The organism is Glutamicibacter sp. St.4D3 (assembly GCF_059728615.1).
Genome location: NZ_AP039380.1, coordinates 2,064,176 through 2,089,510, shown reverse-complemented (window position 1 = coordinate 2,089,510; position 25,335 = coordinate 2,064,176). Strand labels below are relative to the sequence as shown.

The following is a 25,335-nucleotide window of genomic DNA, read 5'->3' as shown; positions in this document are numbered from 1 at the left end:
AAGAAAGGCCGATGACACCGAGTTCGCGGGAACTGATCAACGCAGGCTTCCTGGACACCACGCGGGCCAAGCAGTTCCTGGACTCGCCGGAACTGGCCGATTTGGACCGCGGCCTGATCCTGCGCAGCATGGCCCACGCCCCGGACCCGGACCAGGCGCTGCTGCTGGCCGTGCGCCTGGTGGACAAGCACCCGCAGGCCGGCAGGCTGCTGTGCGAACCGGACAGCTGCCAGGCCCTCATCCGGCTGCTGGGAGCCTCCGACGCGCTGGGTGAATTCCTGATCCGCTGCCCGCAGGCCCTGCAGGTCATCACCCACACCCCGCAGCAGCATTTCCAGCCGCGCCCGCCCCAGGCGCTGACTGAACAGCTGCTGCAGGCCGTGGAAGCCTACCCCAGCCCTTCGGGACACTGGGTGGCGGGGCAGCGCGGGGAACCGGCCCGCCGCGCCCTGCGCACCGCCTACCGCCTGGCCCTGCTGGACCTGGCCTACCGGGACCTGGGCTCCAGCCAACCGCAGCACATCCTGCCGCAGGTCGCCGCCGAATTGGCGGACCTGGCCGCCGCGGCCCTGGAAGCGGCGCTCGCCGTCAGCCGGGCCGAAGCCGGTGAACAGTACGGAGAACACCACGTCGACCAGGTACGCCTGGCGATCATCGGCATGGGCAAGTGCGGGGCCCGGGAACTGAACTACATCTCCGACGTGGACGTGATCTACGTGCACCAGGGGATGGGGGAACTGGCAGAACAGCAGGCCACCGAGATCGCCACCACCCTGGCCAGCGGCACCGCGCGCACCATCATGCTGCCCGGCGGGGAACCGCCGCTGTGGGAGGTGGATGCCAACCTGCGCCCCGAAGGCAAGGAGGGGGCGCTGACCCGCACCCTGGCCTCCCATGAGGCCTACTACCAGCGCTGGGCGCATTCCTGGGAGTTCCAGGCGCTGCTCAAGGCCCGGGCCATTGCCGGGGACCGGGAACTGGGCGAACGCTACGAGCGGATGGTCTCCCCGATGGTCTGGTCCAGCTCCGAACGCGACGGGTTCGTGGAATCGGTGCAGAAGATGCGCCGCCGGGTCAGCGCCAACATCGCCAAGGACGAGGTCGAGTGGCAGATCAAGCTCGGCCCCGGGGGACTGCGGGATGTGGAGTTCACCGTCCAGCTGCTGCAGCTGGTGCACGGACGGGTGGAACAGGCGCTGCAGGTGCCCACCACCACCCTGGCCATCCAGGCGCTGAGCGAGCTGGGGTTCATTGGACGCACCGACGCGATGAACTTCGATGAGGCCTACCGCTTCCTGCGGCTGCTGGAACACCGCATCCAGCTCTCCCAGCTGCGCCGCACGCATCTGATGCCGCGCACCGAACACGCCCAACGGGTGCTGGCCCGGGCCATCCGCAGCGCCGGGGACACCCGGTTGACCAGTGCCGCGCAGCTGATGCGGCGCTGGAATGAAACCAAGCGGCTGGTGCGCTCCTTGCACGAACTGATTTTCTACCGCCCACTGCTGGTCACCAGCTCGAACCTGACCACCGAAGAGGTGCGGCTGACCCCGGCCAGCGCCCAGGCGCGGCTGCGCGCCCTGGGGTATCTGGACCCGAAGGCGGCCATGCGCCACATCGAGGCGCTGACCAGTGGTGTTTCCCGTTCGGCGGCGCTGCAGCGCCAGCTGCTGCCGGTGCTGCTGGGCTGGTTTGCCGAGGGTGTGGACCCGGACGCCGGGCTGTTGGGCTTTCGGCGGCTGAGCGAATCGCTGGGCAAGACCCACTGGTTCCTGGGGATGCTGCGCGACACCAACGCCGCCGCCGAACGACTAAGCGCACTGCTGTCCAACACCCGCTTTCTGACCGACCTGCTGGCCGTGGAATCCACCGCCGCAGCCTGGCTGGGCAATGACAGCGCCCTGCAGCCGCTGGACCGCACCGCCCTGGAGCAGCAAAGCGACGCGATTATCCGGCGCAACCGCCAGCCGGACACCGCGATCCGCCAGGTGCGGGTGGCCCGGCGCAAGGAATTCCTGCGCGTCGCCCTGGCCGACGCGGCCGGGCTGATGAACGTCTCCAAGGTCGGCCGAGCGCTCTCGGACATCGACGCCGTCGCCGTGGAGGCCATTTTGCGGGTGCTGCGCGCCGCGGATGTTGCCGAGCACGGGGAGCACACTGACCTGGCGGTCATCGCCATGGGCCGGCAGGGCGGGCAGGAGATCGGCTACGGCTCCGACGCGGACGTCATGTTTGTCCAGCGCCCGGTGCCCGGAGCGGATGGCCAGCAGGCCCAGGAACAGGCGCTGCGCATCGTCACCGCGCTGATCGCCGCGGTCTCCCGGCCGCTCAAGCCGGCCATCCCGGCGGAGGTGCGTCTGGTGATCGACGCGGACCTGCGCCCGGAAGGAAAGACCGGAGCCCTGGTACGCAGCCTGGACTCCTACGCCGAATACTATGCACGCTGGGCCGATGTGTGGGAACGCCAGGCACTGCTGCGCGCCCGGCCGATGGCCGGGGACCGGCAATTGGGTGAGGACTTCATCGCGCTGATCAACCCGGTCCGCTACGGCGGGGGACTGGATGAGGCGGAGGTCAAGGAGATCCGCAAGATCAAGGCCAGGGTGGAGGCCGAACGCCTGCCGCGCGGCGCCGACCCGGCGCGGCACCTGAAGCTGGGCCGCGGTTCACTTTCGGACGTGGAATGGCTGGTCCAGTTCTTCCAGCTGCAGTACGCCTGCGAACACGAGCAGCTGCGCACCACCACGACCCGCGCCGCGCTCAAGGCCTTGGCGGAGCTGAAGTACCTGTCCAAATCGGAGGTCAAGACGCTGGACATGGCATGGACCCTGGCCACCAAGGTGCGCAGCGCCGAAATCATCACCTCCGGGCGCTCCAGTGACGTGCTGCCGCGCTCGGCCCGGGACATGGAGGCGGTGGGACGCTGGTGCGGCTACGAACCGAACCAGGGCTACCAGCTGGAGGACGACTACCTGAAGGCCACCCGGCGGGCGAGGGCAATCTTTGAAAAGCGCTTCTACGGTTTCGAGGACTAGGGGCGGTTAACCCTGCGCGCGGGTGAGCCGGCCAGTGATGTCCGGCCATTGCGCCACGGCCAGGGCCCCGGCCACCAGGGCCTTGGCACGCAGGGCATCGGCAAGCACGATCCCGTTACCGCCCACCTCCAGGATCGCCAGGTCGCCCTCCAGCCCCGGTGGGGCATCGCGCAGCCGCCAGTTGGCTGCCAATTCGGCGATGCCGCGTTCCAACAGCAGCTCTTCACCGGCGTGGAAGTCACACGCCGGACCCACGGCGTGGCCGAGAATGCTGCGCGACTGGACGGTGTCGAAATCCTCGGTCACCGGTTCCAGATAGCCGACGACCTCGCGGTCCTCACGGGTGACCGGCATCCACTGGGTGCACATCGGGATCAGTTGTCCCCGCCTCTTGTCGTGCGTGTGGTCTGAACTTTCCGTTGATGGAAAGCTGAGATAGATTCCTAGATACCCTTGTCGCCATCACTCGTACATCCAGCTGATCATGCTCGAGAGATCCTCAAGTTCTTCCTCTGTTAGTTCCTCTAAGAGAGCGGTCTCGTCGCAGGGTGTCGGATTCTTATTGGACTTCACCGCATCGATTGCCCACAAAACACCATTCCATTCCAGTTCGTAGGTGTTGTCCCAAACGGAACACCACTGATCTGTTTCTAAGGGGCCAAAAATGGGGTGTTGGATTGTCCAAAACTCAACACGAGCACTAAGCCGGGTACCGGTTCCCTCGACGTCTCGGACGTTAGTGAGAACCCAGTTTGAGGACCACAAATCAGCTGACCACTCGTCGGATGAGCCGTACTCGATTTGTCGGCGGTCGGTGAAATAGCTGAAGGCCTTTTCATAGTTTCCATGGTTGATCGCTGTCCCATGTCTTTTGAAAGTTTCAGAAACATAAACGGCTTGATCGTGTCGAGAGTCAATCTTTTCCGCTGGCAGTAGTGCCGAACCAGTCCCTGAGTCGCAGATTTCGAGTGGTCGTAGATTACTTACGTTCTTCCACTCCTCGACTGCCTGACCTACACGCTCGCTCGTAATAGCATAGGCTGACGTATCGATGTCCCGCTCTGAAGAATCTTTGGCAGCGACCAAGCCGACGACAGTCCCCTGTCTATTGACCAATGGACCGCCCGAGTTTCCTGGATTTACCTTTGCGTCAAACTTAATCGCGCCCTTGGCGTCGACCGTGTCATTTTTAATCGTCTGATTTAGACCACTTATGGATCCATCGTTTACGTTTATGCCAAAATCAGCTCGATCTGCAGCTTCAATATCAAAAGCCAAGGGATAGCCGATAGCGGCTACTTCTATTGCCATTCGCGGTGCTTCGCGGCTTATCTCGAACTGATGCCCGTTTAAATCCTGTGCGGTCTTTAGTAGAGCAATATCCTCAAGCGCGTTGCTGCCAAGTACTTGCGCACCTACTCGTTGATCTCCAAGAGACAGACGGATTGAACTTTTGCCATCAACGACGTGCGCAGCAGTGACGACCAAATCTTCACCCACTAGGAAACCGGTGCCCAGCGATGCCGAACCGTGACATTGTGTCGTCTCTATCAGTGCTACTCCAGTATGGACTCGGTCGTATATATCGGCCCACGTTTCGGGTACCTGAGAATCTTCCGTTGCTGGAGGCGGCGTTGGGGCGACAGATGGGGGAACTGACGGTGATTGTTCTAATGGCGTATCTGTGGGACTAGGTGAAACCGGCGTCTCTTGCGGAGACGACTCCGGCGAACTAGTAGGTTCCGGTCCGCTCGTTTCAAATGTGATACAACCGGTTAGTGAGATGGTCAGAGCTGCGCTGCTAAGCAAAACAAAAATACGTTGGCTACAGCGAAAATCGATTGCCATAACGTCTCCCATTTTTCACCGGCGGTCAGTAGACCGACCGCAATACTGCTCTATTCTCTTGTCTGTAATTTAGGCGTGAAAATTACGGGGAACAAGCTTAAAGGGAAAGCTTAGGGTGGCGCTGTGCTAGTCCTTGCTAAATGTGTGAAGCCCGCGTTTCCCACACCAATTTTTTTGGCGATGAAAACGCGGGCTTTTTCTTGCTTATTTAGCTGGCAACCTGGTTCTAGCTAGCAGCCGTAGTAGAGCTCGAACTCGTACGGGTTCGGGCGCAGCGAGAGCGGACGGATCTCATTCTCTCGCTTGTACTCGATCCAGGTGCGGATCAGGTCCTCGGTGAACACTCCGCCTTCGAGCAGGTACTCATAGTCCTCCTCCAGGGCCAGCAGTGCCTCCTCCAAGGTCTCCGGGGCGCGCTGGATGTCCTTGGCTTCCTCCGGGGGCAGCTCGTAGAGGTCCTTGTCGATCGGCTCGGCCGGCTCGATGCGGTTCTTGATGCCGTCCAGGCCCGCCATCAGCTGGGCCGCGAACGCCAGGTACGGGTTCGAGGAGGCATCCGGGGCGCGGAACTCGATGCGCTTGGCCTTCGGGTTCGACCCGGTGACCGGGATGCGGATACCGGCCGAGCGGTTGCCCTGCGAGTAGACCATGTTCACCGGTGCCTCGTAGCCCTTGACCAGGCGGCGGTAGGAGTTCACGGTCGGGTTGGTGAAGGCCAGCACCGAGGAGGCGTGCTTCAGCAGTCCGCCAATGTACCAGCGGGCGGTGTCGGACAGGCCCGCGTAGCCCTTCTCGTCGTAGAACAACGGGTCCCCATTGGACCACAGCGACTGGTGCACGTGCATGCCCGAACCGTTGTCCCCGAAGACCGGCTTGGGCATGAAGGTGGCGGACTTGCCCCAGGCGTCGGCCACGTTCTTCACCACGTACTTGAACAGCATCAGCTCATCGGCCGAGTGCACCATGGTGTTGAACTTGTAGTTGATTTCCGCCTGGCCAGCGGCACCCACCTCGTGGTGGCTGCGCTCAACTTCCAGCCCGACATTATCCAGCTCAACGCAGATCGCGTCGCGCAGGTCGGCCTGCTTGTCGGTGGGGGAGACCGGGAAGTAGCCGCCCTTGAACGGGGTCTTGTAGCCCTGGTTGCCGCCTTCTTCCTTGCGGCCGGTGTTCCAGGGGGCCTCGTCCGAATCGATCTGGTAGAACGCGCCCTGCGGGCTGGATTCGTAGCGGACGTCTTCAAAGATGAAGAACTCGGCTTCCGGGGCGAAGAACGCGGTGTCGGCGATGCCCGTCGATTCCAGGTAGGCCTCGGCGCGCTCGGCCACGCCGCGCGGATCGCGGTGGTAGGGCTCACCGGTGCGCGGGTTGATGATGGAGAAGTTGAATGCCAGGGTCTTTTCGATCCGGAACGGATCGAGGAAGCCGGTCTTCACATCCGGGATCAGCTGCATGTCCGAATCGGAGATGCCGGCGAAGCCGCGAATCGAGGACGCGTCAAAGAGCTGGCCGTTGACAAAGAAGTCGGCGTCCACTGACTTGGCAGGAACGTTGAAGTGCTGCTGCACACCCGGTAGGTCGGTAAAGCGAATATCGACGAACTTGACGTCCTCCTCGGCGATGTACGCCAAAGCTTCTTCTGGACTGGAAAACATGTGCAGGTTACTCCCTGTTGTCTATTGAAACGGTAAACAAGTCGGTCAAATCATGATCGCTTGCCCTTGCCTACCCCTCTACAATACCGAGGATCCGTTTCCCAGTGGTGTCTCTATTGTTTCTTGTGCGTTACAAAGCAGGGTTTTTCGCTTCTGTTACAGTGCCCGCCCTGTGCCGCCGGGCACACTCAATGGGTTCGCACAGTGAACCCCGATAAACTGGGGGAGTGGAACGAAAAGACTTGGGTTCCTGGCTGGAAGGACCCCCTCAGCTCAACACCCAGCAATGGCCCGGACAGCGACTGGGACGGCCCGAGCGGGGGCCCGGTTCAATTGCCCGCTTCCCCCGGCGTGTCGGGGCGATCATCATCGACTGGGCGCTGGCAATGCTGGTGAGCTGGTGGCTGTTTGATTCCGCCGCCTTGGCCACCCTGCTGCTCTTCTGCCTGGGCCAGATCATCACCGTTGGATTCACCGGCCACTCGATCGGCCATCGGGCGCTGGGCATGCAGGTCCAGTCCATGGACGGCACCGCGATCAAGCCGCTGACCGGTCTGGTGCGCTCGGTGCTGCTGTGTCTGGTCATTCCCGCTCTGATTGCGGACGCCGACCAGCGGGGCTTGCACGACCGCGCCGGAGGCAGCGTTCTGGTGAGCATCCGCTAAGCCTGCCCGATCCACGCGGCAAAGACCCGGCCGGTCAGGAAAGCACTGGGGTTAAATGAAAGCGAGCCGTGCACCCACCAGGGTGCACGGCTCGCTTTCATTCGGTGGTTTACCGCCCGCGCATGGCGCGACGGCTAGGACGCACCTTGTTCGGGTCAATCCCCTTCGGAATCGGCAGACGATTCGCGCTCAGGGTGGTCAGGCGCTTATCCACTGCACTGACCTCAAGCTTCGACAAGGTCTTGGGAAGCTTCTTCATCTTCTTGCTGACCTCAGGCAACGGGGTCTGGTTCTCGCCGCTGCCGGCATTGATCACGGTGATCGGAACGTTGGGCAGCACACGGCCGATGCGCTTGCGCTCGGAGCTGACCAGCTCGCGAACACGGCCGTTCGGGCCCTCGGTGACCAGCACGACTCCGGCGCGGCCCACACCCAGGAACACCAGGTCCTGGTGGCGGTTGGCGGCTACCGGCTCCTGCTTCAGGATCCAACCGCGGCGCAATACGCTCATCGCGGCGCCGGCAGCACCCGGGCGTCCCTCCAACTGCGTAAACGCCGCCTTCTCGGCGCGACGGGAGAGGACAAACATGGCCGCCAACAAGCCCAACGGGATCGAGATCAGCAGCATCGTGATCCAGTTGTTCAGCAGGATGCCGATCAGCAGACCCACCGCAACGACACCCAGGCCAGCCAGCAACATCCACCACACGACCATCGGGTCATTGCGGCGAGTCATCTGGAACACCTGGCCCATTTGCTTCAGGCGACCGGGCTCTTTATTCGGCTTATCGGCTTTTGGTTTGCGCGAGAACAGGCCACGCTTGGGCTGCGGGTCTGTGTTGGATGCGACATTGTCGGAGTTTTTGGCCATAGTGACTCAATTCTACCCGAGTCCACTGCCCGCGTTCCATCCGGGAACGGCAAAGTCCCGACCACACAGTGGTGATCGGGACCTTGCTCGGGTTAGGGGGCGCCTCGTGGGGCAGTAACGCTAGTTGGTGACCAGGGAGGCTGCTTCCTGGCGGGTGTTGCCCGAGGACTCAATGTGCGCCAGCGCTTCGGGGATCTCGCGGCCCTTCTTGCGCATTGCCCCGGCCCACAGGCGTCCGGCGCGGTAGGAGGAACGCACCAGCGGGCCGGACATGACCCCCAGGAACCCGAGCTCCTCCGCTTCCTGCTGCAGCTCCAGGAATTCCTGGGGCTTGACCCAGCGGTCCACCGGCAGGTGGCGTTCGGTGGGGCGCAGGTACTGGGTGATGGTCAGCAGGTCGCAGCCGGCCTCATGCAGGTCCGCCATGGCCTCGGAAATTTCCTCACGGGTCTCGCCCATGCCCAGGATCAGGTTGGACTTGGTGATCAGCCCGCGCTTGTGACCGTGCGTGATGACGTCCATGGACCGTTCATAGCGGAAGGCCGGGCGGATGCGCTTGAATATGCGCGGCACGGTTTCCACGTTGTGGGCGTAGACCTCCGGGGCCGAATCGCAGATCGCGTCCAGGTTCTCCGGCTTGCCGGAGAAGTCGGGAATCAGCAGCTCGACGCCGGTGTTCTCGTTGAATTGGTGAATGCGGCGCACGGTTTCCGCGTACAGCCACACGCCCTCATCCTCCAGGTCGTCACGGGCCACGCCGGTGACGGTGGCGTAGCGCAGATCCATCTTCTTCACGCTCATGGCCACCTTGAATGGCTCCGAGCGGTCCAGCGCCGAGGGCTTGCCCGTGTCAATCTGGCAGAAATCGCAGCGACGGGTGCATTCCGACCCGCCAATGAGGAAGGAAGCCTCGCGGTCCTCCCAGCATTCGAAGATGTTGGGGCAGCCAGCCTCTTCGCAAACCGTGTGCAGTCCTTCGGACTTGACCAGGTTCTTCAGACCGACGTACTCCGGTCCGATGTTCAGTTTGGCCTTGATCCACTCCGGCTTGCGTTCCACCGGAACCTTGGAGTTGCGTTGCTCGACGCGCAGCATTCGACGGCCTTCAGGGGCGACACTCATGTGTATTGCTCTTTCTGAGGAAGTAGGAAGGTCTTAAGCGACGGGAAGGGAGGTGACAACCTGGGGCGTGAGCAGACGATCCAGCTCTTCTTGCACCCGGTCGGCGACGTCTACGGGATTCACGGTGCGTCCCAGCTCCTGGGAGATCGAGGTGACCCCGGCATCGGTAATGCCGCAGGCAGTGATCTGCTCGTAGGGTTCCAGGGAGTTGGAGCAGTTCAGGGCGAAACCGTGCATGGTCACCCCATGGTTGATGCGAATGCCGATGGCGGCAATCTTGCGGTCCTGCTGCACGCCGTCACCCGGAACCCAGACTCCGGAGCGTCCCTTGATCTGGACGGTTCGGATGCCCAGTTCGGCCAGGACGTTCATCAAGGCTTCTTCAAGGGTTTCCACATACAGGCGGATGGCGTTGATCTTCTTGAGCTTGACGATCGGATACCCGATCAGCTGCCCCGGCCCATGCCATGTCAGCTGTCCACCGCGGTCAACCTCAACCACGGGGGTGCCGTCCTGCGGCAACTGCTCATCTTCGGTACGGCGTCCAGCGGTGTAGACCGCCTCGTGTTCCAGCAGAAGGATTCTGGGGGCTTCTTTGTCGGCAGCCACGGCGTCGTGGAGACGTATTTGGTAGTCCCAGGCTTCCCTGTAGGGAACCAGCGATTCGCCTAGACCGAGTCGTTCGAATTCGATCGTCATGAGCTTCAGCCTACGCCTAATGCGTAAAGGGCTCGAGTTGGTAACGAAACAACGAATGTGGATAACTTAAACGCGTAATACAAGTTTGCTTTACAACTGAGTCATGGAATATGAACTCAGTCCTTTCGCGTGGCCCGAATGCGAAGGCTACCTGACCCTCAGGTCGCTGGACGATGCCCAAGATTCGCGGGTGTGGCTCGTCCAGCGCGAAGCCGACCAATGCTTCCTGGTCATGAAGCTGGCCTCCCAGACTGAAACGCTGGCCACGATCCGGCAGGGGACCGACGGGCCCAACGATCAGCACACCATCAAGCTTCATGACACGGTGATGACCAACCGGGGGCCGGCGCTGCTGGTGGAATACTGTCCCGGGGGCAGCTTGGGCCAAATGGTCGCTGCCCGCGGCCCACTGCCGCTGGGGGAGGTGATTACCGCATTGGCTCCGGTCGCCCAGTCGGTCGCGCGCCTGCACTCCCAGGGGCTGGCGCACGGGGACGTGTCCCCGAACAACATCCTGCTCTCCGCCGAGGGGATGCCCAAGCTTTGTGACTTCCAAGAAGTGAACCTGCTGGGCGAAAATAATCACAGGGCTGGCACCCCAGGGTTCATCGCGCCGGAAGCAGGGGACTCACCGGCAACAGCGCCCGATGCGGTGGCTAACGGCGAGGCGCGGGATGTCTACGCGCTGGGGGCCTGCCTGTGGTACCTGCTCAGCGCCAAGGTCCCCGACCCTCCGGCGCTGCGTGCGCCGGTGACGCTGGTGTTTGAGGATCTGCCGGAAACCGTGCTGGACCTGCTGCTGGATGCGCTGCACCCGGAACCGACCGCGCGTCCCAGTGCCGACCAATTCGCCCGCAGCCTGTACGCCAGCGGGCAGGCCGAACCACTGAACTGGACTGAATCGGTTCCCGCCCAGGCATCACACCTGATGGCGACCATTCATCCGTCAGCACCCCGCGGCCGACGCCGGGCCATGCGTTCGCGGCAGGAGCGTCGGCAACGATTGGTTCCGGAACGGCCCGAAGTCACCCAGGAACAAGCCCGACGCTTCGAGGACCGGCACGCCCTGAAACCCACGCCCGGTGGTCGACGGCTGATCGCCGCGGCATTGCTCGGTTTGTTCATGGTCGTCATTGCCGGGCTGGGGGTGAATCACTGGCAGTCGCAAACCGATGCCAACGCCGCCAACGGCGAGCAGGCACCAGTGGATGCTTCCCGAACCTGCTCCATTCAGTCCGATGCCCAGTTGCCGCCCTGCGCTCAGTCACCGGACGCCGTCGGGGCAGCCTTGTTGAAACTGACCCACGCGCGGGACCGGGCATTCAATTCGGGCGACTATCAGGCGCTCTCCAAGCTCTATGTGCCGGAAGCTAAACAACTGGGTGAAGATGCCCGGGTCCTGCAGGAATTGAAGGATATGGACCTGGGGGTCACCGGGATGCGAACCCGACTGAGCGGGATCGAAGTCGTGGCGCGAAGCTTCCCGGACACCGTGGTCCTGGAGGCGCATAGTGTGCTTGACCCGTACGCCTATCGAAGCCTGTCGAGCGAGGAAGATGTTCACCGGGCCCAGCAGGCCCGGGCCGAGCGAGTCCGCTTCGAACTGCGCCAGCATACCGGGCAGTGGCTCATCTCGCGGATTCTTGCCCGGGAGACGACAAATGGGACCGCCGCGAACGGCGATCCCATGAGCGGGTATGAAACCGGGCCTGTCGAGGACTAGTTCCAGAGGGTGGCGATCAGGATGTTCACCAGGGCCAGGCCGCCGGTGGCATGCGCGATGCCGGTGGAAACCTCCTCGCCGGCCTTGACCTTCTTGCGGCCCAGGAACGCGGTCACCACGATGGCGATGGAGATGACCAGCTTGATGCCGATCTTCATGTGGTTGAGGTTGCCGTCTTGCATTTCAATGACGCCGACCAGGGCCAGGCCGGTGATCAACTGGGTCAGTGCGCCGATCCACTGCCACAGGTTGACGGTAGGGGTCTTGAAGTTGGCCAGCCAGCCGCCGAAGATGGCCGCAGCACCCAGGATATGGAGCATTACCAGAACGTTAAACAGGAAAGTCATGCTTCAAGAATAGTCTGCTTCGACAAATTGTAGAAATGCCCAAGGCCCGCTGGAACACGCGGTGCCGCGTGTCAGCGGGCCTTGGGCAAGCCGGGCTGATCAGGGCCTAGAGGCCAAGATCACCTTCGAATGCGCCACCCTCCAGGCGGGCCTTGACGGTCTGCAGGAAGCGACCGGCGTCGGCGCCGTCCACCAGGCGGTGATCGTAGGTCAGGCACAGGTACATCATGTGGCGCACGGCAATCGAGTCGTTGCCTTCGGCGTCGGTGATGACCATCGGGCGCTTGACGATCGCGCCGGTGCCCAGGATGGCAACCTGCGGCTGGTTGATGATCGGGGTGTCGAACAGCGCGCCGACCGAACCGATGTTGGTGATGGAGAAGGTTCCACCGGCCAGCTCATCGGGACCGATCTTGTTGCTGCGGGTGCGCTGGGCGACATCGGCGATCTTCGAGGCCAGGCCGGCCAGGTTCAGGTCACCGGCGTTGGCCACGACCGGAACCAGCAGGCCGCGATCGGTGTCCACCGCGAATGCCAGGTGCTCGGCATTGTGGTAGGTGATCTGCTGGCTCTGCTCGTCGTACTCGGCATTCAGCGTCGGGTGCTGCTTCAGGCCCTCGGCGACGGCCTTGGCGATGAACGGCAGGTAGGTCAGGTTCACGCCGTTGGTGGCCTTGAACCCGGCCTTGGCCTTGGCACGCAGGTTGACCACGCGGGTCATGTCGATCTCGTGGACCTGGGTCAGCTGGGTGGAGACATCCAGCGACTCGCGCATGCGGCGGGCAATGACCTGGCGGATGCGCGGAGCCTTGACAGTGGTGCCACGCAGCGAGGAGGCCTCGACGGCCGGAGCGGCCTTGGCCGCCGGAGCCGACGGCGCGGCAGCGGCCGGAGCGGACTGGGCGGCGGCCTTCTTGGCCTCCACCGCGTCCAGCACATCCTGCTTGCGGATGCGGCCACCGACACCGGTACCGGTTACGGTGCTCAGGTCAATGTCGTTCTGGTTGGCCAGACGACGCACCAGCGGGGTGACGTAGCCGGCGCCCTCGGAACCGCCGGCGGCCGGAGCCGGGGCGGCAGCGGGAGCTTCCTGCTTCTTCTCGGCCGGGGCCGGAGCTGCGGGAGCCTCTTCCTGCTTCGGAGCAGCCGGAGCGGCCGGAGCCTCTTCCTGCTTCTTCTCAGCCGGGGCCGGGGCTTCTTCCTTCTTCTCGGCCGGGGCCGGGGCCGGAGCCTCTTCCTTGGCGGCCGGTGCGGCCGAGCCGGAGCCGATGACGGCCAGTACGGCGCCCACTTCGGCTTCCTCGTCCTCGTTCACGCGGATTTCCAGCAGCTTGCCGGCCACGGGGGAGGGGACCTCGGTGTCGACCTTGTCGGTGGAGACCTCCAGCAGCGGCTCGTCAACCTCCACGTCGTCGCCGACCTGCTTCAGCCAGCGGGTGACGGTGCCTTCGGTGACCGATTCGCCCAGGGCCGGCAGGGTGACCTCGGTGCCCGAGGCGTCACCCGAAGCGGCCGGAGCCGACTCGGTGGACTGCTCGGCGGCCGGGGCCGATTCCTGCTGCGGTGCGGACTCTTCCTGCGCCGGCTCCTCAGCGGCCGGTTCCTCGGCCTGCTGCTGATCGGAACCGGAATCCGAGCCTGCGCCCGAGCCATCGCCAATGCGCACCAGCGGCGCGCCGACTTCGGCTTCCTCGTCCTCGGCCACCAGGATTTCCTCGATCACGCCGGCAACCGGGGAGGGCACCTCGGTGTCGACCTTGTCGGTGGAAACTTCCACCAATGGCTCGTCGACCTCGACACGATCGCCGACCTGCTTGAGCCAACGGGTCACCGTGCCTTCGGTAACGCTCTCACCCAATGCGGGCAGGTTTACGGTTTCAGACATCTTCCCGTATCTCCTCTGAAAATTTAAAAGCTATTAGGTTGGTCCGCGGTGCCGGCTTGCCTCAAGCGGCCCGCGAGCCCACGTGGTTGATGGAGGCGTTGCCTCCGAGCCTAGCGGACGAAGCAGCGTGCCGTTGCGGACACGCTGCTTCATGACGGGCAACTAGCCGTGCAGCGGCTTGCCGGCCAGGGCCATGGCGGTCTCGCCCAGGGCCTCGTTCTGGGTCGGGTGGGCGTGGACCAGCTGGGCCACATCCTCCGGGTAGGCTTCCCAGTTCACGATCAGCTGGGCCTCGCCGATCTGCTCGCCAATGCGGCTGCCGACGCCGTGCACGCCCACGATCGGGCCGTTCTTCACGCGCACCATCTTGATGATGCCGCTGGTGCCCAGGATCGAGGACTTGCCGTTGCCGGCCAGGTTGTATTCGGTGGTCTCGACCTGATCGGCGCCGAACTTCTCCTTGGCCTTCGGCTCGGTGTAGCCCACCGAGGCGATTTCCGGCTCGCAGTAGGTGACCTTCGGGATGTTGATGTCTTCGATGATGGTCGGCTTCAGGCCGCCGATCTCCTCGGCAACGAAGATGCCCTGCTGGTAGCCGCGGTGGGCCAGCTGCAGGCCGGGGACGATGTCGCCCACGGCGTAGATGTTGCCCACGCCGGTGTGCAGGCGCTCATCGGTGATCACGAAGCCGCGGTCGATGGTGATGCCCTGCTCCTCGAAGCCGAAGCCCTCGGTGACCGGGCCGCGTCCCACGGCCACCAGCACGATGTCGGCTTCCAGGGTCTTGCCGTCGGCCAGCGAGACCTTCACGCCGTTCTCGTCCTGCTCGACCTTTTCGAAGAAGACGCCGGTGTTGAACTTGATGCCGCGCTTCTTGAAGGAGCGCTCCAGCACCTTGATGATGGCCGGGTCCTCGTTCGGGACCAGGGAAGGCAGGCCCTCCACGATGGTCACGTCCACGCCGAAGGACTTCCACACGCTGGCGAACTCGACGCCGATCACGCCGCCGCCGAGCACGATGGCGCTCTTGGGCATGGTGTCCATGTTCAGCGCCTCGGTGCTGGTCAGCACGCGGCCGCCGATTTCCAGGCCGAAGGTCTTGGAGGTCGAACCGGTGGCCAAGACGATGTTCTTGCCCTTGTAGCGGTTGCCGTTGACCTCGATGGTGTCCTGGGAGACCAGGCGGCCTTCGCCTTCGATGACGTTGATCTTCTTCATCTTCAGCAGACCGCTCAGGCCCTTGAACTTGCCGGCCACAATGCCGTCCTTGTAGCTGCGCACCGCACCCAGGTCAATGGAGTCAAGGGTGGTGTTGATGCCGTACTTGGCGCTTTCGCGTGCGTTGTCGGCCAGCTCCGCCGAGTGCAGGTAGGCCTTGGTCGGGATGCAGCCGGTGTGCAGGCAGGTGCCGCCGAGCTTTCCCTTCTCGATCAGGCCAACGGTGAGGCCCAGCTGGACGGCGCGCAGGGCGACCGAGTATCCAGCGGAACCGCCACCGAGGATGAGGACATCGAATTCTTGCGTTGCTGCCGATTCGGCCACGTGAACGCTCCCTCGTAATAGCTAATCTGGTCGACTTCTGGCCGACCGGGGATCGGGTGGGACACGCTGCGCACAACACCTCCCGGTGGAGGGTGGAGGGCGGCGTGCCGTGATGTTTCAAAACTTACCTTAGTCCGGTGAACCGCCATCAGTCACCTCGTGACAGCGAAAAGTCGCTTTCCCCTATATTTTTGCACGAAACCCGGTGTGGGAAGCTGTGACGCCTCCCGCACCGGGATGTATTTCGTGACTCATCAATCCCGTTTAACGGGTGGCGAAGCGCTCCGCGAATCCGATGAGCGTGCGCACCTGTGAACCGGTGCCGTTCTTCGGGGTGTAGCCCCAGGCACTGGCCTCGTTGAAGGCCGGGCCGGCGAAGTCGATGTGGGCCCAGGGGATCGGGGTCTCATCGACCTTGCCCACGAACTCGCGCAGGAACACGGCCGCGGTCATCATCCCGCCCATGCGTTCACCGATGTTGGCCAGGTCGGCGACCTGCGAATCGATTGAGGCGCGCAGATCCTCGGGCAGCGGCATCGGCCAGGCCAGCTCACCGACCTCGTCGGAAGCGGACACCAGCTCGTCGCGCAGCGCCTCATCGCCCATGACCCCCGCGGTGCGCAGGCCCAGGGCGAGCATCTGGGCGCCGGTGAGCGTGGCGATGTCAATGATCGCGTCCGGCTTCTCTTCGCTGGCGGCGACCAGCCCGTCGGCCAACACCAGGCGGCCCTCGGCGTCGGTGTTCAGCACCTCCACGGTCTTGCCGCCGTAGATGGTGATGACATCGCCCGGGCGGGTCGAACGCCCGCCGGGCATGTTCTCGGCCAGGCAGAGCCAGGCGGTGACCTTCAGGTCCAGGCCGAGCTCGGCCACACCGGCCACGGTCTGGAACATGGCCGCCGCGCCGGACATGTCCGACTTCATGGCGTGCATGCCAGCGGCCGGCTTCAGCGAGATGCCGCCGGTGTCAAAGGTGATGCCCTTGCCCACCAGGGCCAGGTGCTTGCTCGCCTTGGCCGGGGAGTACTCGACCTTGACCAGGCGCGGGGCCCGCTCGGAGCCGCCGCCGACGCCCATCAGCCCGCCGAAGCCGTCCTTGGCCAGGCGCTTCTCGTCGTACACGGTGACCTTCAACGGCAGCGACTTGGCGTAGTCCTTGACCGCGTTGGCAAAGGATTCGGGGTACAGCGCGTTGGCCGGGGTGTTGATCAGGTCGCGGGTGGCGCGCACGGCGCGGCCCAGCACCGCTGCGCGCTTCAGCGCCGCCGGCAGCTGCTTGTCCGCGGAGGCGGCGGTGACCACGATCGCGTCGCTGAGCACCGGCTTCTCGTTCTTTTCCGAGCGGAAGTTCTCGAAGCGGTAGCTGCCCAGGGCGATGCCCTCGGCCACTGCGGCGGCGCGCGCCACGGTGGCGGCGGGCAGTGCGAACAGGGCGCTCTTCACGCTGCCCAGCTGGCGGGCGGCCGAACCGGCGGCGCGGCGCAGCTTCTCGTCGGTCAGCTCCTGCAGCGAATCAACTCCCAGGCCAATGAGGGCCACGTACTTGGCCTTGGAGGCCTCCACCGCCGGCAGCCGGGTCAGCTCATCGGCCTTGGCGCCGACGCCCATGTCGGCCAGGGACTTTTCCAGTTCTGCGGTGGTCTGGGGGTCAAGCACCGATTCGGCGATGTGAACCTTCTCATCGCTCTTGTAGATGCCCAGCACCAGTGCGTCGGCGTTCTTGCGCTTGATGTCGGTTCCGATTGCGGTCAGCTTGAGATCGCTGGAGTTGATCACGAAATCATTCCTTCTAAGCCTTTGTAGGGTTTGAGGATCTGTAAGGGTAGGGGACCGGGCGGAGCGGGCGCCGCGGATGGCGGCATGCGGCAGCTGCACCGTGTCCCACTAGTAGATGTTAGCCGAGGTACACCCCGCGCGTGCCCCACTTCACAGTGGCTGTTGCCCCGAAGAGATAGAATGTGACGTTGGAGTATGACCCGGGGGCCCGGGTTCTGCTAAGAATCGTTGGGTGGCAGGCAGGCGTGCATGGCGTGCACGACGGTGCCGTTGGCCCAACGGGTAGGACAAGTAGTGATCCGTCGGAATGATCCGGCGGCTGATCTCGGATCGGGGTGGAATGACCAGTTCGTCGTTGATGAAGCTGATGGCCGAAGACCTCGATGACCCCTGCTTGCAGGGGCTGGGAATGTACATTTCCCTCAAGGGGGCCAGCGACGCGGGCAACGCCCACGTCCAGGTGCACAACGAGCTGTTTGGGCAGCTGGCCGGCGAGCTGGTGGCCCGTTTCGACGCCGATCAGCTGGTGTGCTACTCCGCCCAGCGTCCCCGGGTGACCTACCTGGGGGACCACTTCGCCGCCTACCAGGAGCCGGTCATCGAGCTGTACCTGATGACCGATGGCATGGACCGGGACTTCTGGTTCCTCACCGGCGTTGAGCCGGACCTGAAATGGGAAGAGCTCAGCTCCCAGCTGCTGGCGCTGATCGAGGCCTTTAACATCGGCCCGGTGGTCTCCACCAGTTCGCTGCCGATGCCGGTCCCGCACACCCGTCCGGTGGGTGTGACCGCCCACGGCAACCGCAAGGACCTGATCGAACAGATTTCCACCTGGTCGCCGACCGCCGAACTGCCGGCCGCCTTCACTGACCTGCTGGAGATCCGCCTGGCCGAGGCCGGGCGCGACGTGGTCGGCTACTCGCTGCACACCCCGCACTACCTGGCCGAGGCCGAATACCCACCGGTGGCCGTGGCCGCCCTGGAATTTGTGGGGGCGGCCCTGAAACTGGCCCTGCCCACCGACAGCCTGCGTGAAGCCGGCCGGCTGATCGAAGGACAGCTGGCCGAACAGATCGACGCGAACACCGAAGTGCGCCAGATGGTGGCCGGGTTTGAGAAGCGCTTTGACGCCCACGCCCAGGAGCACCAGCCGCGGTCGCTGCTGCTTGATGAGGACCATGAGCTTCCCGACGCCGAGCAGATCGCTGCCCGCGCCGAATCCTTCCTGGCCGGGATCGAGGACCTGGATGCCTGGTTGGCCGAAACCGGCCCCCTGCCCGAGGACCGTGACGAGGACGCCACGCACACCGACGCCGATGAGAGCGCCGATTCGGACGATGACCCGCACGGCCCCGAAGGTTCGGCCGATGGTTCCGGTGACCCGACCCCTTGAGCCATGACCAGCTGAATTCAAAAAAATCTTGGATCGTCTACACGGTGGCGCTGCTGGCCTACCTCTCGGCGGTCGCCCAGCGCACCAGCTTCGGCGTGGCCGGGCTGGAGGCCACGGAACGCTTTAACGCCTCCGCCTCGATCCTGGCGACCTTCTCGGTCGTCCAGCTGCTGGTGTACGCGGCCGGCCAGGTGCCGGTCGGGCTGATCCTGGACAAGGTCGGCCCGCGCCGGATGATTGTCGGCGGGGCGATCCTGATGACCCTGGGCCAGGCATTCTTGGCCTTTGCGAACAACGTGCCCCAGGGCTTGGTTGGGCGTGTGCTGGTCGGTGCCGGAGATGCCATGGTCTTCGTCTCGGTGCTGCGGCTGCTGCCCATGTGGTTCTCCGGGTCCCGCATCCCGATGCTCACCCAGATCACCGGCACGGTAGGGCAGCTGGGCCAGCTGATCAGCCTCTTCCCGTTCCACGCGATGCTCATCCACGTCGGGTGGACCCCGGCATTTGCGATGCTTGCCGTCATCGCCTTCGTGTCCCTGCTGCTGGTCATCACCTTTGTGCACAATGGGCACGAATGGCGTGGCACCGGGGAAGAGGACCCGCTGAGCACCCGGGCGCGGCTGGCGGCGGCGTGGCGGCAACCGGGCACCCGGCTGGGGTTCTGGACCCACTTCAGCACCGCGTTCATGGTCAACGTATTCATGCTTACCTGGGGTTTCCCCTTCCTCGTCGAAGGCCAGGGGGTCTCCGGAGCACTGGCCTCCAGCCTGTTGTCGATCTTCGTTGTCGTCGCGATTGTCCTTGCCCCGATCCTGGGGGCCCTCACCGCCCGCTATCCGACCCGCCGGTCGCTGATCGCCCTGACCATCGTGCTGGGGATGACGGTGATGTGGGCCGTGGTGCTGCTGTGGCCCGGACGGGCGCCGCTGTGGGTGCTGATCGTCCTGATGATCAGCATCGCCGCTGGCGGTCCGGCGTCGGTGATCGGCTTCGACTTTGCCCGCACCTTCAACCCGCCGCACGTGATGGGAACAGCCACGGGCCTGGTCAACGTCGGAGGATTCTCCGGGGCCTTCATCTGCATGTACCTGGTCGGCATGCTGCTGGACTTCCAGTTCCAGCTGGCCGGCGGTGAACGGGAACTGTACAACCTGGGCGCGTTCAAGCTGGCCTTGTGCGTCCAGTTCGTGTTCGTGGCCGTGGGCATCAGCGGGATGCTCCTGGCACGCAAGAAGGCGCGCCGCCAGCAAAATCCCGGCCATTAGCTTCCCTGGTGGCTGCGGCCCGAGTTGTCCACACTCGGGGTCCCCGATTCCGTGGGCACCTCGGTCTTGGCCCACTGTCGGGTCATGACTACTACACCGGAACAAGAGCCGCTCTCCCTGGAGCGCGCCGAAGACATCCTTGCCTACGTGCCCCACGCGCTGGGGTTTCATCCCTCCGATTCGGCCGTGCTGTTGCTGATGGTCGACAAGAAGCTGGAAGCGACCCTGCGCGTTGATCTGCCAAAACACGACAGCGCGGGGGAGCGCCGGCCGTGGGTGGAGCAGGTCTGCAAGTTGGTGGGAAAGCTGCCGCAGCTGACCGGAGCACTGTGCGTCCTGTACTCCAACGACCCGCCACCTGCCGGGCGGGAACTGCCCTATCACCAATTGCTTGCCGAGCTCAGCGAGAGCTTCGATGCGCGCCGTACGCCACTGCATCAGGCGTGGTTTGTCAACCGGGGCATGGTGTGGAATTACAACGGGGCGGTGCCAGAACAGCGCGAGAACCCGGCCTGCCCGGAACTCAGCGACACTTACCTCAGAATGGTCCTGGCCGGTTCCGCCCCACTGCACGAGCCCTGGGACGGGGAGGGCGTCCCGGAATGGGAGAACGCCGGAACGATCCGCAGCCTCGCCGATTCGCTCGACGGCGACATGTACGACTGCCTGGATACCTGGGCTGCACTGCTGGAAACAGACGCCTACCAGTCCGAGGCAACCATGCGCTCCGAACCATTGGTCGCGGCACGGCTGCTCTCTGGCTTGGAAATCCGGCTCGTGCGCGACATCCTGCCCTACCTCGCTGGTGTGGGTGCGGTCGCGGCGCGCACGGCGGTGCGTGAACTGGCGCTGCGCGAGACCGAGGAACGCGCCCAGGAACTGGCCGATTTCCTGTTGGGCGGTGGGGCGAACACTCCGGAGTGGAAACGGCTGGAGAACCTGTGGTTCATCTGCCGAGACCTATTGGGGGTGGCGCGAGCCGGACAGCGTTCGGCGCTGCTGTGCATCCTGGCGTGGATTGAATGGGCCAAAGGCAGGGGAAGCATGTCCATGGCGCTCTTGCGGACCGCCTTGGATAGTGACCCTGAATACCGTCTTGCGCAGTTGCTGCAGCAACTGCTTTACCGCGGAATCATGCCGGAGTGGGCCACTGATCCCCAACGTGCCTGGCGTTCAAGTTTCCATTAGGAGCGCGAAATCCGGCCGCGCCAAGTGGTGCCTGCGTGGTTATTCGTGGATAATGGGACAACAGACCCGGTTAGGTCCGATTGTTCTTTTGCGTTCCGTCTTTTCACAGCGGGAACAAAAGAAGGCGTAGATGCGTTGAAATACGTGACTGTCGCCATGGCGGAAACTCCTTGTTTCCGCTAACGGACTTGACAGGGTCATAGTGGTGTTACCGGTAGGTGCATCTGGGACGCATCGTGAGAAAGGTTATTCGTGTCATCAACTGAGACGAACGCTAAGCGCAAGGCTGCCAACGCAACTGCGGCTGAGGAAGCCAACGCCAAGGCTGTGGCAGAGAAACCTGTCGCGAAGAAGCGCGCAACCAAGGCCAAGGCAAGCAGCAAGGCCGCCGGTAAGGCCTCAGAAGAAGTCGTTGACAACGAAGAGCAGACCGAGGCTCAGACCGACAACGCCGAAACTGAAGAAAAGACTGAAGACGATTCCGTTGGCTTCGTCATCAGCTCGTCCGAAGACGACGCCCCTCAGCAGCAGGTGATGGTGGCAGGTGCCACCGCCGACCCGGTCAAGGACTACCTGAAGCAGATCGGCAAGGTCGCACTGCTGAACGCCGAGCAGGAAGTGGATCTTGCGCTGCGCATCGAGGCAGGGCTGTTCGCTCAGGACAAGCTGAACAAGGACGACGGGTCAATGGACCAGCGGCTGCGCTGGGACTATGAACAGATCATCCACGACGGAAAGATCGCCAAGAACCACCTGCTGGAGGCCAACCTGCGCCTCGTGGTTTCGCTGGCCAAGCGCTACACGGGCCGCGGCATGTTGTTCCTTGACCTGATCCAGGAAGGCAACCTGGGTCTGATTCGTGCGGTTGAGAAGTTCGACTACACCAAGGGCTTCAAGTTCTCGACCTACGCCACCTGGTGGATCCGTCAGGCGATCACCCGTGCCATGGCCGACCAGGCACGAACCATTCGTATTCCTGTGCACATGGTCGAGGTCATCAACAAGCTCGCCCGCGTCCAGCGTCAGATGCTGCAGGACCTGGGCCGCGAACCCACTCCGGAAGAGCTGGCCAAGGAACTGGACATGACCCCGGAAAAGGTTGTCGAAGTCCAGAAGTACGGCCGCGAACCGATCTCCCTGCACACCCCGCTGGGTGAAGACGGCGACTCGGAGTTCGGTGACCTGATCGAGGACTCGGAAGCCGTGGTTCCGGCCGACGCGGTTTCCTTCACCTTGCTGCAGGAGCAGCTGCACTCGGTGCTGGACACCCTCTCGGAACGTGAAGCCGGCGTCGTGGCGATGCGCTTTGGCCTGACCGACGGTCAGCCGAAGACTTTAGACGAAATTGGCAAGGTCTACGGGGTGACCCGTGAACGCATCCGTCAGATCGAATCCAAGACGATGTCCAAGCTGCGTCACCCCTCGCGCTCTCAGGTGCTGCGCGACTACCTGGACTAAAACGATCGTTCCGCGGCGGACGAAGCTCTGTGTGGCTTCGTCCGCCGCGGTCGTTAAACCCAACATTTCGCCGCAATTCGCACACCGATGAGTGGTGCGGGCCCTGCTTGGCGGTTGCTGAGCGGCACCGGCGCTGCGGAGCAATATTTGACCCATAACAAAAACGCTGGGACCCGCCCTTCGGCGGATCCCAGCGTTTGGCAGACAACGGACGGCGCGAGCTAGTCCTGGATGTCCACCTTCGGCTTCTCGTAAAGCCGCGAAGTTTCGTCCTGCCACTCCGAGGTGAGCGGGCGAAGCTTATCCTCTACGGCTCGTGCGTGGTGTGCACAGAACAGCAGTTCGCCACCTGTGGAGGCTAGCACGGCCCTTACGTAGGCCTGTGCGCCGCAACGGTCGCACCGGTCGAGGGCATTGAGTTCGCGACTTGCAGTTGTAGTAGTCATTGCCAGCCTCCTTAAATCTTGGTGTATTCAATACAACCAGTTATGGCCCGAACTTTATGCCCCTCGGGCCGCTCTTTCGCTCACCGCGTACTGCTTGTGGATAAACTCATAGTGGCCAAGTTCCCGTTTTCACGGGTGTCCGGCTCACAGAATTCGAACACATTGACGACTAGAATGGGGGCAGGATCCCCGTCAGGCAGCAGTAGGAGTTAGTAACCACGTGGCCAAAGCCGATAATTACAACGCCCGCCATCTTTCCGTGCTCGAGGGACTCGAAGCCGTACGCAAGCGTCCCGGCATGTACATCGGATCCACCGACTCGCGCGGACTCATGCACTGCTTGTGGGAAATCATCGACAACTCGGTCGATGAGGCCTTGGGCGGTTATGGCCAGTCCATCTCCGTCGTTCTGCACAACGACGGTTCGGTGGAAGTGCGCGATGACGGGCGAGGCATCCCGGTGGACATCGAACCCAAGACCGGCCTGAGCGGCATCGAGGTCGTCTTCACCAAGCTGCACGCCGGCGGCAAGTTCGGCGGCGGCTCCTACACCGCTTCCGGCGGCCTGCACGGTGTGGGCGCCTCGGTCGTCAACGCCCTTTCGGCACGCCTGGACGTGGAAGTTGACCGCGGAGGCAAGACCTACGGCATGCAGTTCCGCCGCGGGGAACCGGGCCGCTTCACCGATCGCGGCAAACCCCGGGCGGATGCTCCCTTCGAGGCCTTCAAGAAGGCCACCGAACCCGACGTGGTGGGCAAGGCCAAGCGCGGCGTCACCGGAACCCGGATCCGCTACTGGGCGGATGACAACATTTTCACCTCCGATGCCCGCTTCTCCTACGAGGACCTGCAAAACCGCGCACGGCAGACCTCGTTCCTCGTGCCCGGCCTGCGCATGACCCTGCGCGACGAGCGCGGCCTGCCCGGCACCCTGGGTGAGGACGGGCCCTACGAGGAGGTCTTCCAACACGACGGCGGCATCAGCGAATTCGTGGACTTCCTCTCCAGCGATTCGGCAGTCACCGACATCTGGCGGATCCAGGGCAGCGGCTCATTCCATGAGAAAGTGCCGGTCTTCGACGCCGAGGGGCGCAGCCACATTGAAGATCTGCAGCGCGTCTGCGAAGTCGATCTCGCCGTCCGCTGGGGGATCGGCTATGACACCACGGTGCGCACCTTTGTGAACATCATCGCCACGCCCAAGGGCGGCACCCACCAGACCGGGTTTGAACAGGCGCTGCTGAAGTCCTTCCGCAAGGCCGTGGAGGCCAACGCCCGCAAACTGAAGTTCGGCAACAAGGACAAGATCGAGAAGGACGACGTCCTGGCCGGCATGACAGCCGTGTTGACCGTCCGCCTGGCCGAACCGCAGTTCGAGGGCCAGACCAAGGAGATCCTGGGTACCTCGCAGGTGCGCCAGATCGTCTCCCGCGTCGTGGAGAAGGCGCTCAACGAGCGCCTAGCGTCGACGAAGCGTGCAGAAAAGCAGGAAGCGGCCACACTGCTGGAGAAGGTCGTCAATGAGATGAAGTCCCGCGTGAGCGCACGCGTGCACAAGGAAACCCAGCGCCGCAAGACCGCTCTGGAGTCCTCATCCCTGCCGACCAAGCTGCTGGATTGCCGGACGAAGGAAACCGAGCGTTCCGAACTATTCATCGTTGAGGGTGACAGTGCGCTGGGTACCGCCCGCCTGGCCCGGTCCAGCGACTTCCAGGCCCTGCTGCCCATCCGCGGCAAGATCCTGAACGTGCAGAAGGCCTCCATTTCGGACATGCTCTCGAATGCGGAGTGCGCCTCGATGATCCAGGTCATCGGCGCCGGATCGGGCCGCACCTTTGACATCAACCAGGCCCGATACGGCAAGGTCATCCTGATGACCGATGCCGATGTGGACGGCGCCCACATCCGGACCCTGCTGCTGACCCTCTTCTACCGGTACATGCGACCGATGGTGGAGGAGGGCCGGGTCTACGCCGCGGTGCCGCCACTGCACCGGATTGAGATCATCAATCCCGGTTCGAAGAGCAACGAAGTGGTTTACACGTATACCGAAGCCGAGCTGACCCGCCTGCTGGCAAAGATCGAGGCCGAAGGCCGGCGCTACAAGGAGCCGATCCAGCGTTACAAGGGCCTGGGTGAGATGGACGCGGACCAGCTGGCCGAAACCACCATGGATCCCCGGCACCGCACGCTGCGCCGGGTCGGCGTGGAGCATGCCCAGGCGGCCGAGGAAATCTTCGACCTGCTCATGGGCTCGGATGTGGCACCGCGCAAGGAATTCATCATCTCCGGTGCTGACAACCTGGAACGCGAACGCATCGACGTTTAGGGGCGCCAGCAGCGAAAACGCCGACCGGTTTGCCCCGGGTATTACCCGGGGGGACCGGTCGGCGTTTCCTTTTGCCCGGTGTTCCGGG

The 25,335-nt window shown here is 63.6% G+C and carries 19 protein-coding genes; 8 read left to right on the top strand and 11 right to left on the bottom strand.

The annotated features are described in order from the left end of the window. The first annotated feature begins 11 nt into the window (after positions 1-11). Positions 12-3,035 carry a bifunctional [glutamine synthetase] adenylyltransferase/[glutamine synthetase]-adenylyl-L-tyrosine phosphorylase gene (locus AC6I21_RS09610; protein ID WP_497762286.1) on the top strand — a complete coding sequence of 1,008 codons (3,024 nt, stop codon included), beginning with the start codon at positions 12-14 and terminating at the stop codon, positions 3,033-3,035. A gap of 6 nt (positions 3,036-3,041) precedes the next feature. Here the strand turns inward: AC6I21_RS09610 and AC6I21_RS09605 are convergent, their stop codons facing one another. The 3 genes from AC6I21_RS09605 to glnA all read right to left on the bottom strand — a co-directional run bounded on the left by AC6I21_RS09605 (position 3,042) and on the right by glnA (position 6,538). Further along, positions 3,042-3,404 carry a hypothetical protein gene (locus tag AC6I21_RS09605; RefSeq protein ID WP_497762285.1) on the bottom strand — a complete coding sequence of 121 codons (363 nt, stop codon included), beginning with the start codon at positions 3,402-3,404 and terminating at the stop codon, positions 3,042-3,044. 93 nt (positions 3,405-3,497) lie between these two features. Then, positions 3,498-4,883 carry a S1C family serine protease gene (locus AC6I21_RS09600; RefSeq protein ID WP_497762284.1) on the bottom strand — a complete coding sequence of 462 codons (1,386 nt, stop codon included), beginning with the start codon at positions 4,881-4,883 and terminating at the stop codon, positions 3,498-3,500. 230 nt (positions 4,884-5,113) lie between these two features. Beyond that, positions 5,114-6,538: a type I glutamate--ammonia ligase gene (gene glnA / locus AC6I21_RS09595; protein WP_138178029.1), complete on the bottom strand. Its 1,425-nt coding sequence runs from the start codon at positions 6,536-6,538 to the stop codon at positions 5,114-5,116. 227 nt (positions 6,539-6,765) lie between these two features. Here glnA and AC6I21_RS09590 point away from each other — a divergent pair, with 227 nt between their 5' ends. After that, complete coding sequence (locus AC6I21_RS09590) at positions 6,766-7,203, top strand: RDD family protein (protein WP_054820885.1); 438 nt, start codon at positions 6,766-6,768, stop codon at positions 7,201-7,203. 109 nt (positions 7,204-7,312) lie between these two features. Here the strand turns inward: AC6I21_RS09590 and AC6I21_RS09585 are convergent, their stop codons facing one another. The 3 genes from AC6I21_RS09585 to lipB form a co-directional block, all read right to left on the bottom strand. Next, on the bottom strand, positions 7,313-8,074 hold the full coding sequence (locus tag AC6I21_RS09585; RefSeq protein WP_054820886.1) for a DUF4191 domain-containing protein: 762 nt from the start codon (positions 8,072-8,074) through the stop codon (positions 7,313-7,315). A gap of 120 nt (positions 8,075-8,194) precedes the next feature. After that, entirely contained in the window at positions 8,195-9,196 is a 1,002-nt protein-coding gene (lipA, locus tag AC6I21_RS09580) for a lipoyl synthase (RefSeq protein WP_138178027.1), read from the bottom strand. Between the two features lie 33 nt (positions 9,197-9,229). Next, a complete protein-coding gene (gene lipB, locus AC6I21_RS09575) occupies positions 9,230-9,895 on the bottom strand; it encodes a lipoyl(octanoyl) transferase LipB (protein WP_497762283.1) in 666 nt (221 codons plus the stop codon). Positions 9,896-9,998: 103 nt separating this feature from the next. Here lipB and AC6I21_RS09570 point away from each other — a divergent pair, with 103 nt between their 5' ends. Then, positions 9,999-11,618, top strand: a complete 1,620-nt coding sequence (locus AC6I21_RS09570) for a serine/threonine-protein kinase (RefSeq protein ID WP_497762282.1) — start codon at positions 9,999-10,001, stop codon at positions 11,616-11,618. On the opposite strand, the gene AC6I21_RS09565 is transcribed toward AC6I21_RS09570, so the two are convergent. From AC6I21_RS09565 to AC6I21_RS09550, 4 genes are all read right to left on the bottom strand, one after another. After that, the gene (locus AC6I21_RS09565; protein WP_138178021.1) at positions 11,615-11,965 is read right to left on the bottom strand and encodes a hypothetical protein; all 351 of its coding nucleotides are present in this window, start codon (positions 11,963-11,965) and stop codon (positions 11,615-11,617) included. The genes AC6I21_RS09570 and AC6I21_RS09565 overlap by 4 nt on opposite strands. A 106-nt stretch (positions 11,966-12,071) precedes the next feature. Beyond that, on the bottom strand, positions 12,072-13,850 hold the full coding sequence (sucB, locus tag AC6I21_RS09560; RefSeq protein WP_497762281.1) for a 2-oxoglutarate dehydrogenase, E2 component, dihydrolipoamide succinyltransferase: 1,779 nt from the start codon (positions 13,848-13,850) through the stop codon (positions 12,072-12,074). Positions 13,851-14,012: 162 nt separating this feature from the next. Further along, positions 14,013-15,392: a dihydrolipoyl dehydrogenase gene (lpdA, locus tag AC6I21_RS09555; RefSeq protein ID WP_138178017.1), complete on the bottom strand. Its 1,380-nt coding sequence runs from the start codon at positions 15,390-15,392 to the stop codon at positions 14,013-14,015. Between the two features lie 264 nt (positions 15,393-15,656). After that, entirely contained in the window at positions 15,657-17,168 is a 1,512-nt protein-coding gene (locus tag AC6I21_RS09550) for a leucyl aminopeptidase (protein WP_497762280.1), read from the bottom strand. Between the two features lie 340 nt (positions 17,169-17,508). Here AC6I21_RS09550 and AC6I21_RS09545 point away from each other — a divergent pair, with 340 nt between their 5' ends. From AC6I21_RS09545 to AC6I21_RS09530, 4 genes are all read left to right on the top strand, one after another. Beyond that, entirely contained in the window at positions 17,509-18,561 is a 1,053-nt protein-coding gene (locus tag AC6I21_RS09545) for a proteasome assembly chaperone family protein (RefSeq protein WP_346922125.1), read from the top strand. Continuing rightward, the gene (locus AC6I21_RS09540) at positions 18,558-19,826 is read left to right on the top strand and encodes an MFS transporter (RefSeq protein WP_346922126.1); all 1,269 of its coding nucleotides are present in this window, start codon (positions 18,558-18,560) and stop codon (positions 19,824-19,826) included. Before AC6I21_RS09545 ends, AC6I21_RS09540 begins: the two co-directional genes overlap by 4 nt. An 84-nt stretch (positions 19,827-19,910) precedes the next feature. Next, positions 19,911-21,014 (top strand): DUF4192 family protein, encoded by a 1,104-nt coding sequence (locus AC6I21_RS09535; protein ID WP_138926452.1) that lies wholly within the window; start codon positions 19,911-19,913, stop codon positions 21,012-21,014. 252 nt (positions 21,015-21,266) lie between these two features. After that, entirely contained in the window at positions 21,267-22,472 is a 1,206-nt protein-coding gene (locus tag AC6I21_RS09530; RefSeq protein ID WP_138178008.1) for an RNA polymerase sigma factor, read from the top strand. Positions 22,473-22,693: 221 nt separating this feature from the next. On the opposite strand, the gene AC6I21_RS09525 is transcribed toward AC6I21_RS09530, so the two are convergent. Continuing rightward, positions 22,694-22,918 carry a DUF7455 domain-containing protein gene (locus AC6I21_RS09525; protein ID WP_054820859.1) on the bottom strand — a complete coding sequence of 75 codons (225 nt, stop codon included), beginning with the start codon at positions 22,916-22,918 and terminating at the stop codon, positions 22,694-22,696. Between the two features lie 220 nt (positions 22,919-23,138). Between AC6I21_RS09525 and AC6I21_RS09520 the strand changes: the two genes are divergently transcribed. Then, a complete protein-coding gene (locus AC6I21_RS09520) occupies positions 23,139-25,247 on the top strand; it encodes a DNA gyrase/topoisomerase IV subunit B (protein ID WP_138926441.1) in 2,109 nt (702 codons plus the stop codon). Positions 25,248-25,335: the final 88 nt, after the last annotated feature.

Excerpts from the sequence above, each read along its gene's own strand:
- AC6I21_RS09610 (WP_497762286.1), top strand. The coding sequence starts at position 12 with ATGACACCGAGTTCGCGGGAACTGATCAACGCAGGCTTCCTGGACACC.
- AC6I21_RS09605 (WP_497762285.1), bottom strand. The coding sequence starts at position 3,404 with ATGTGCACCCAGTGGATGCCGGTCACCCGTGAGGACCGCGAGGTCGTC.
- AC6I21_RS09600 (WP_497762284.1), bottom strand. The coding sequence starts at position 4,883 with ATGGCAATCGATTTTCGCTGTAGCCAACGTATTTTTGTTTTGCTTAGC.
- glnA (WP_138178029.1), bottom strand. The coding sequence starts at position 6,538 with ATGTTTTCCAGTCCAGAAGAAGCTTTGGCGTACATCGCCGAGGAGGAC.
- AC6I21_RS09585 (WP_054820886.1), bottom strand. The coding sequence starts at position 8,074 with ATGGCCAAAAACTCCGACAATGTCGCATCCAACACAGACCCGCAGCCC.
- lipA (WP_138178027.1), bottom strand. The coding sequence starts at position 9,196 with ATGAGTGTCGCCCCTGAAGGCCGTCGAATGCTGCGCGTCGAGCAACGC.
- lipB (WP_497762283.1), bottom strand. The coding sequence starts at position 9,895 with ATGACGATCGAATTCGAACGACTCGGTCTAGGCGAATCGCTGGTTCCC.
- AC6I21_RS09570 (WP_497762282.1), top strand. The coding sequence starts at position 9,999 with ATGGAATATGAACTCAGTCCTTTCGCGTGGCCCGAATGCGAAGGCTAC.
- AC6I21_RS09565 (WP_138178021.1), bottom strand. The coding sequence starts at position 11,965 with ATGACTTTCCTGTTTAACGTTCTGGTAATGCTCCATATCCTGGGTGCT.
- sucB (WP_497762281.1), bottom strand. The coding sequence starts at position 13,850 with ATGTCTGAAACCGTAAACCTGCCCGCATTGGGTGAGAGCGTTACCGAA.
- AC6I21_RS09545 (WP_346922125.1), top strand. The coding sequence starts at position 17,509 with ATGACCAGTTCGTCGTTGATGAAGCTGATGGCCGAAGACCTCGATGAC.
- AC6I21_RS09535 (WP_138926452.1), top strand. The coding sequence starts at position 19,911 with ATGACTACTACACCGGAACAAGAGCCGCTCTCCCTGGAGCGCGCCGAA.
- AC6I21_RS09525 (WP_054820859.1), bottom strand. The coding sequence starts at position 22,918 with ATGACTACTACAACTGCAAGTCGCGAACTCAATGCCCTCGACCGGTGC.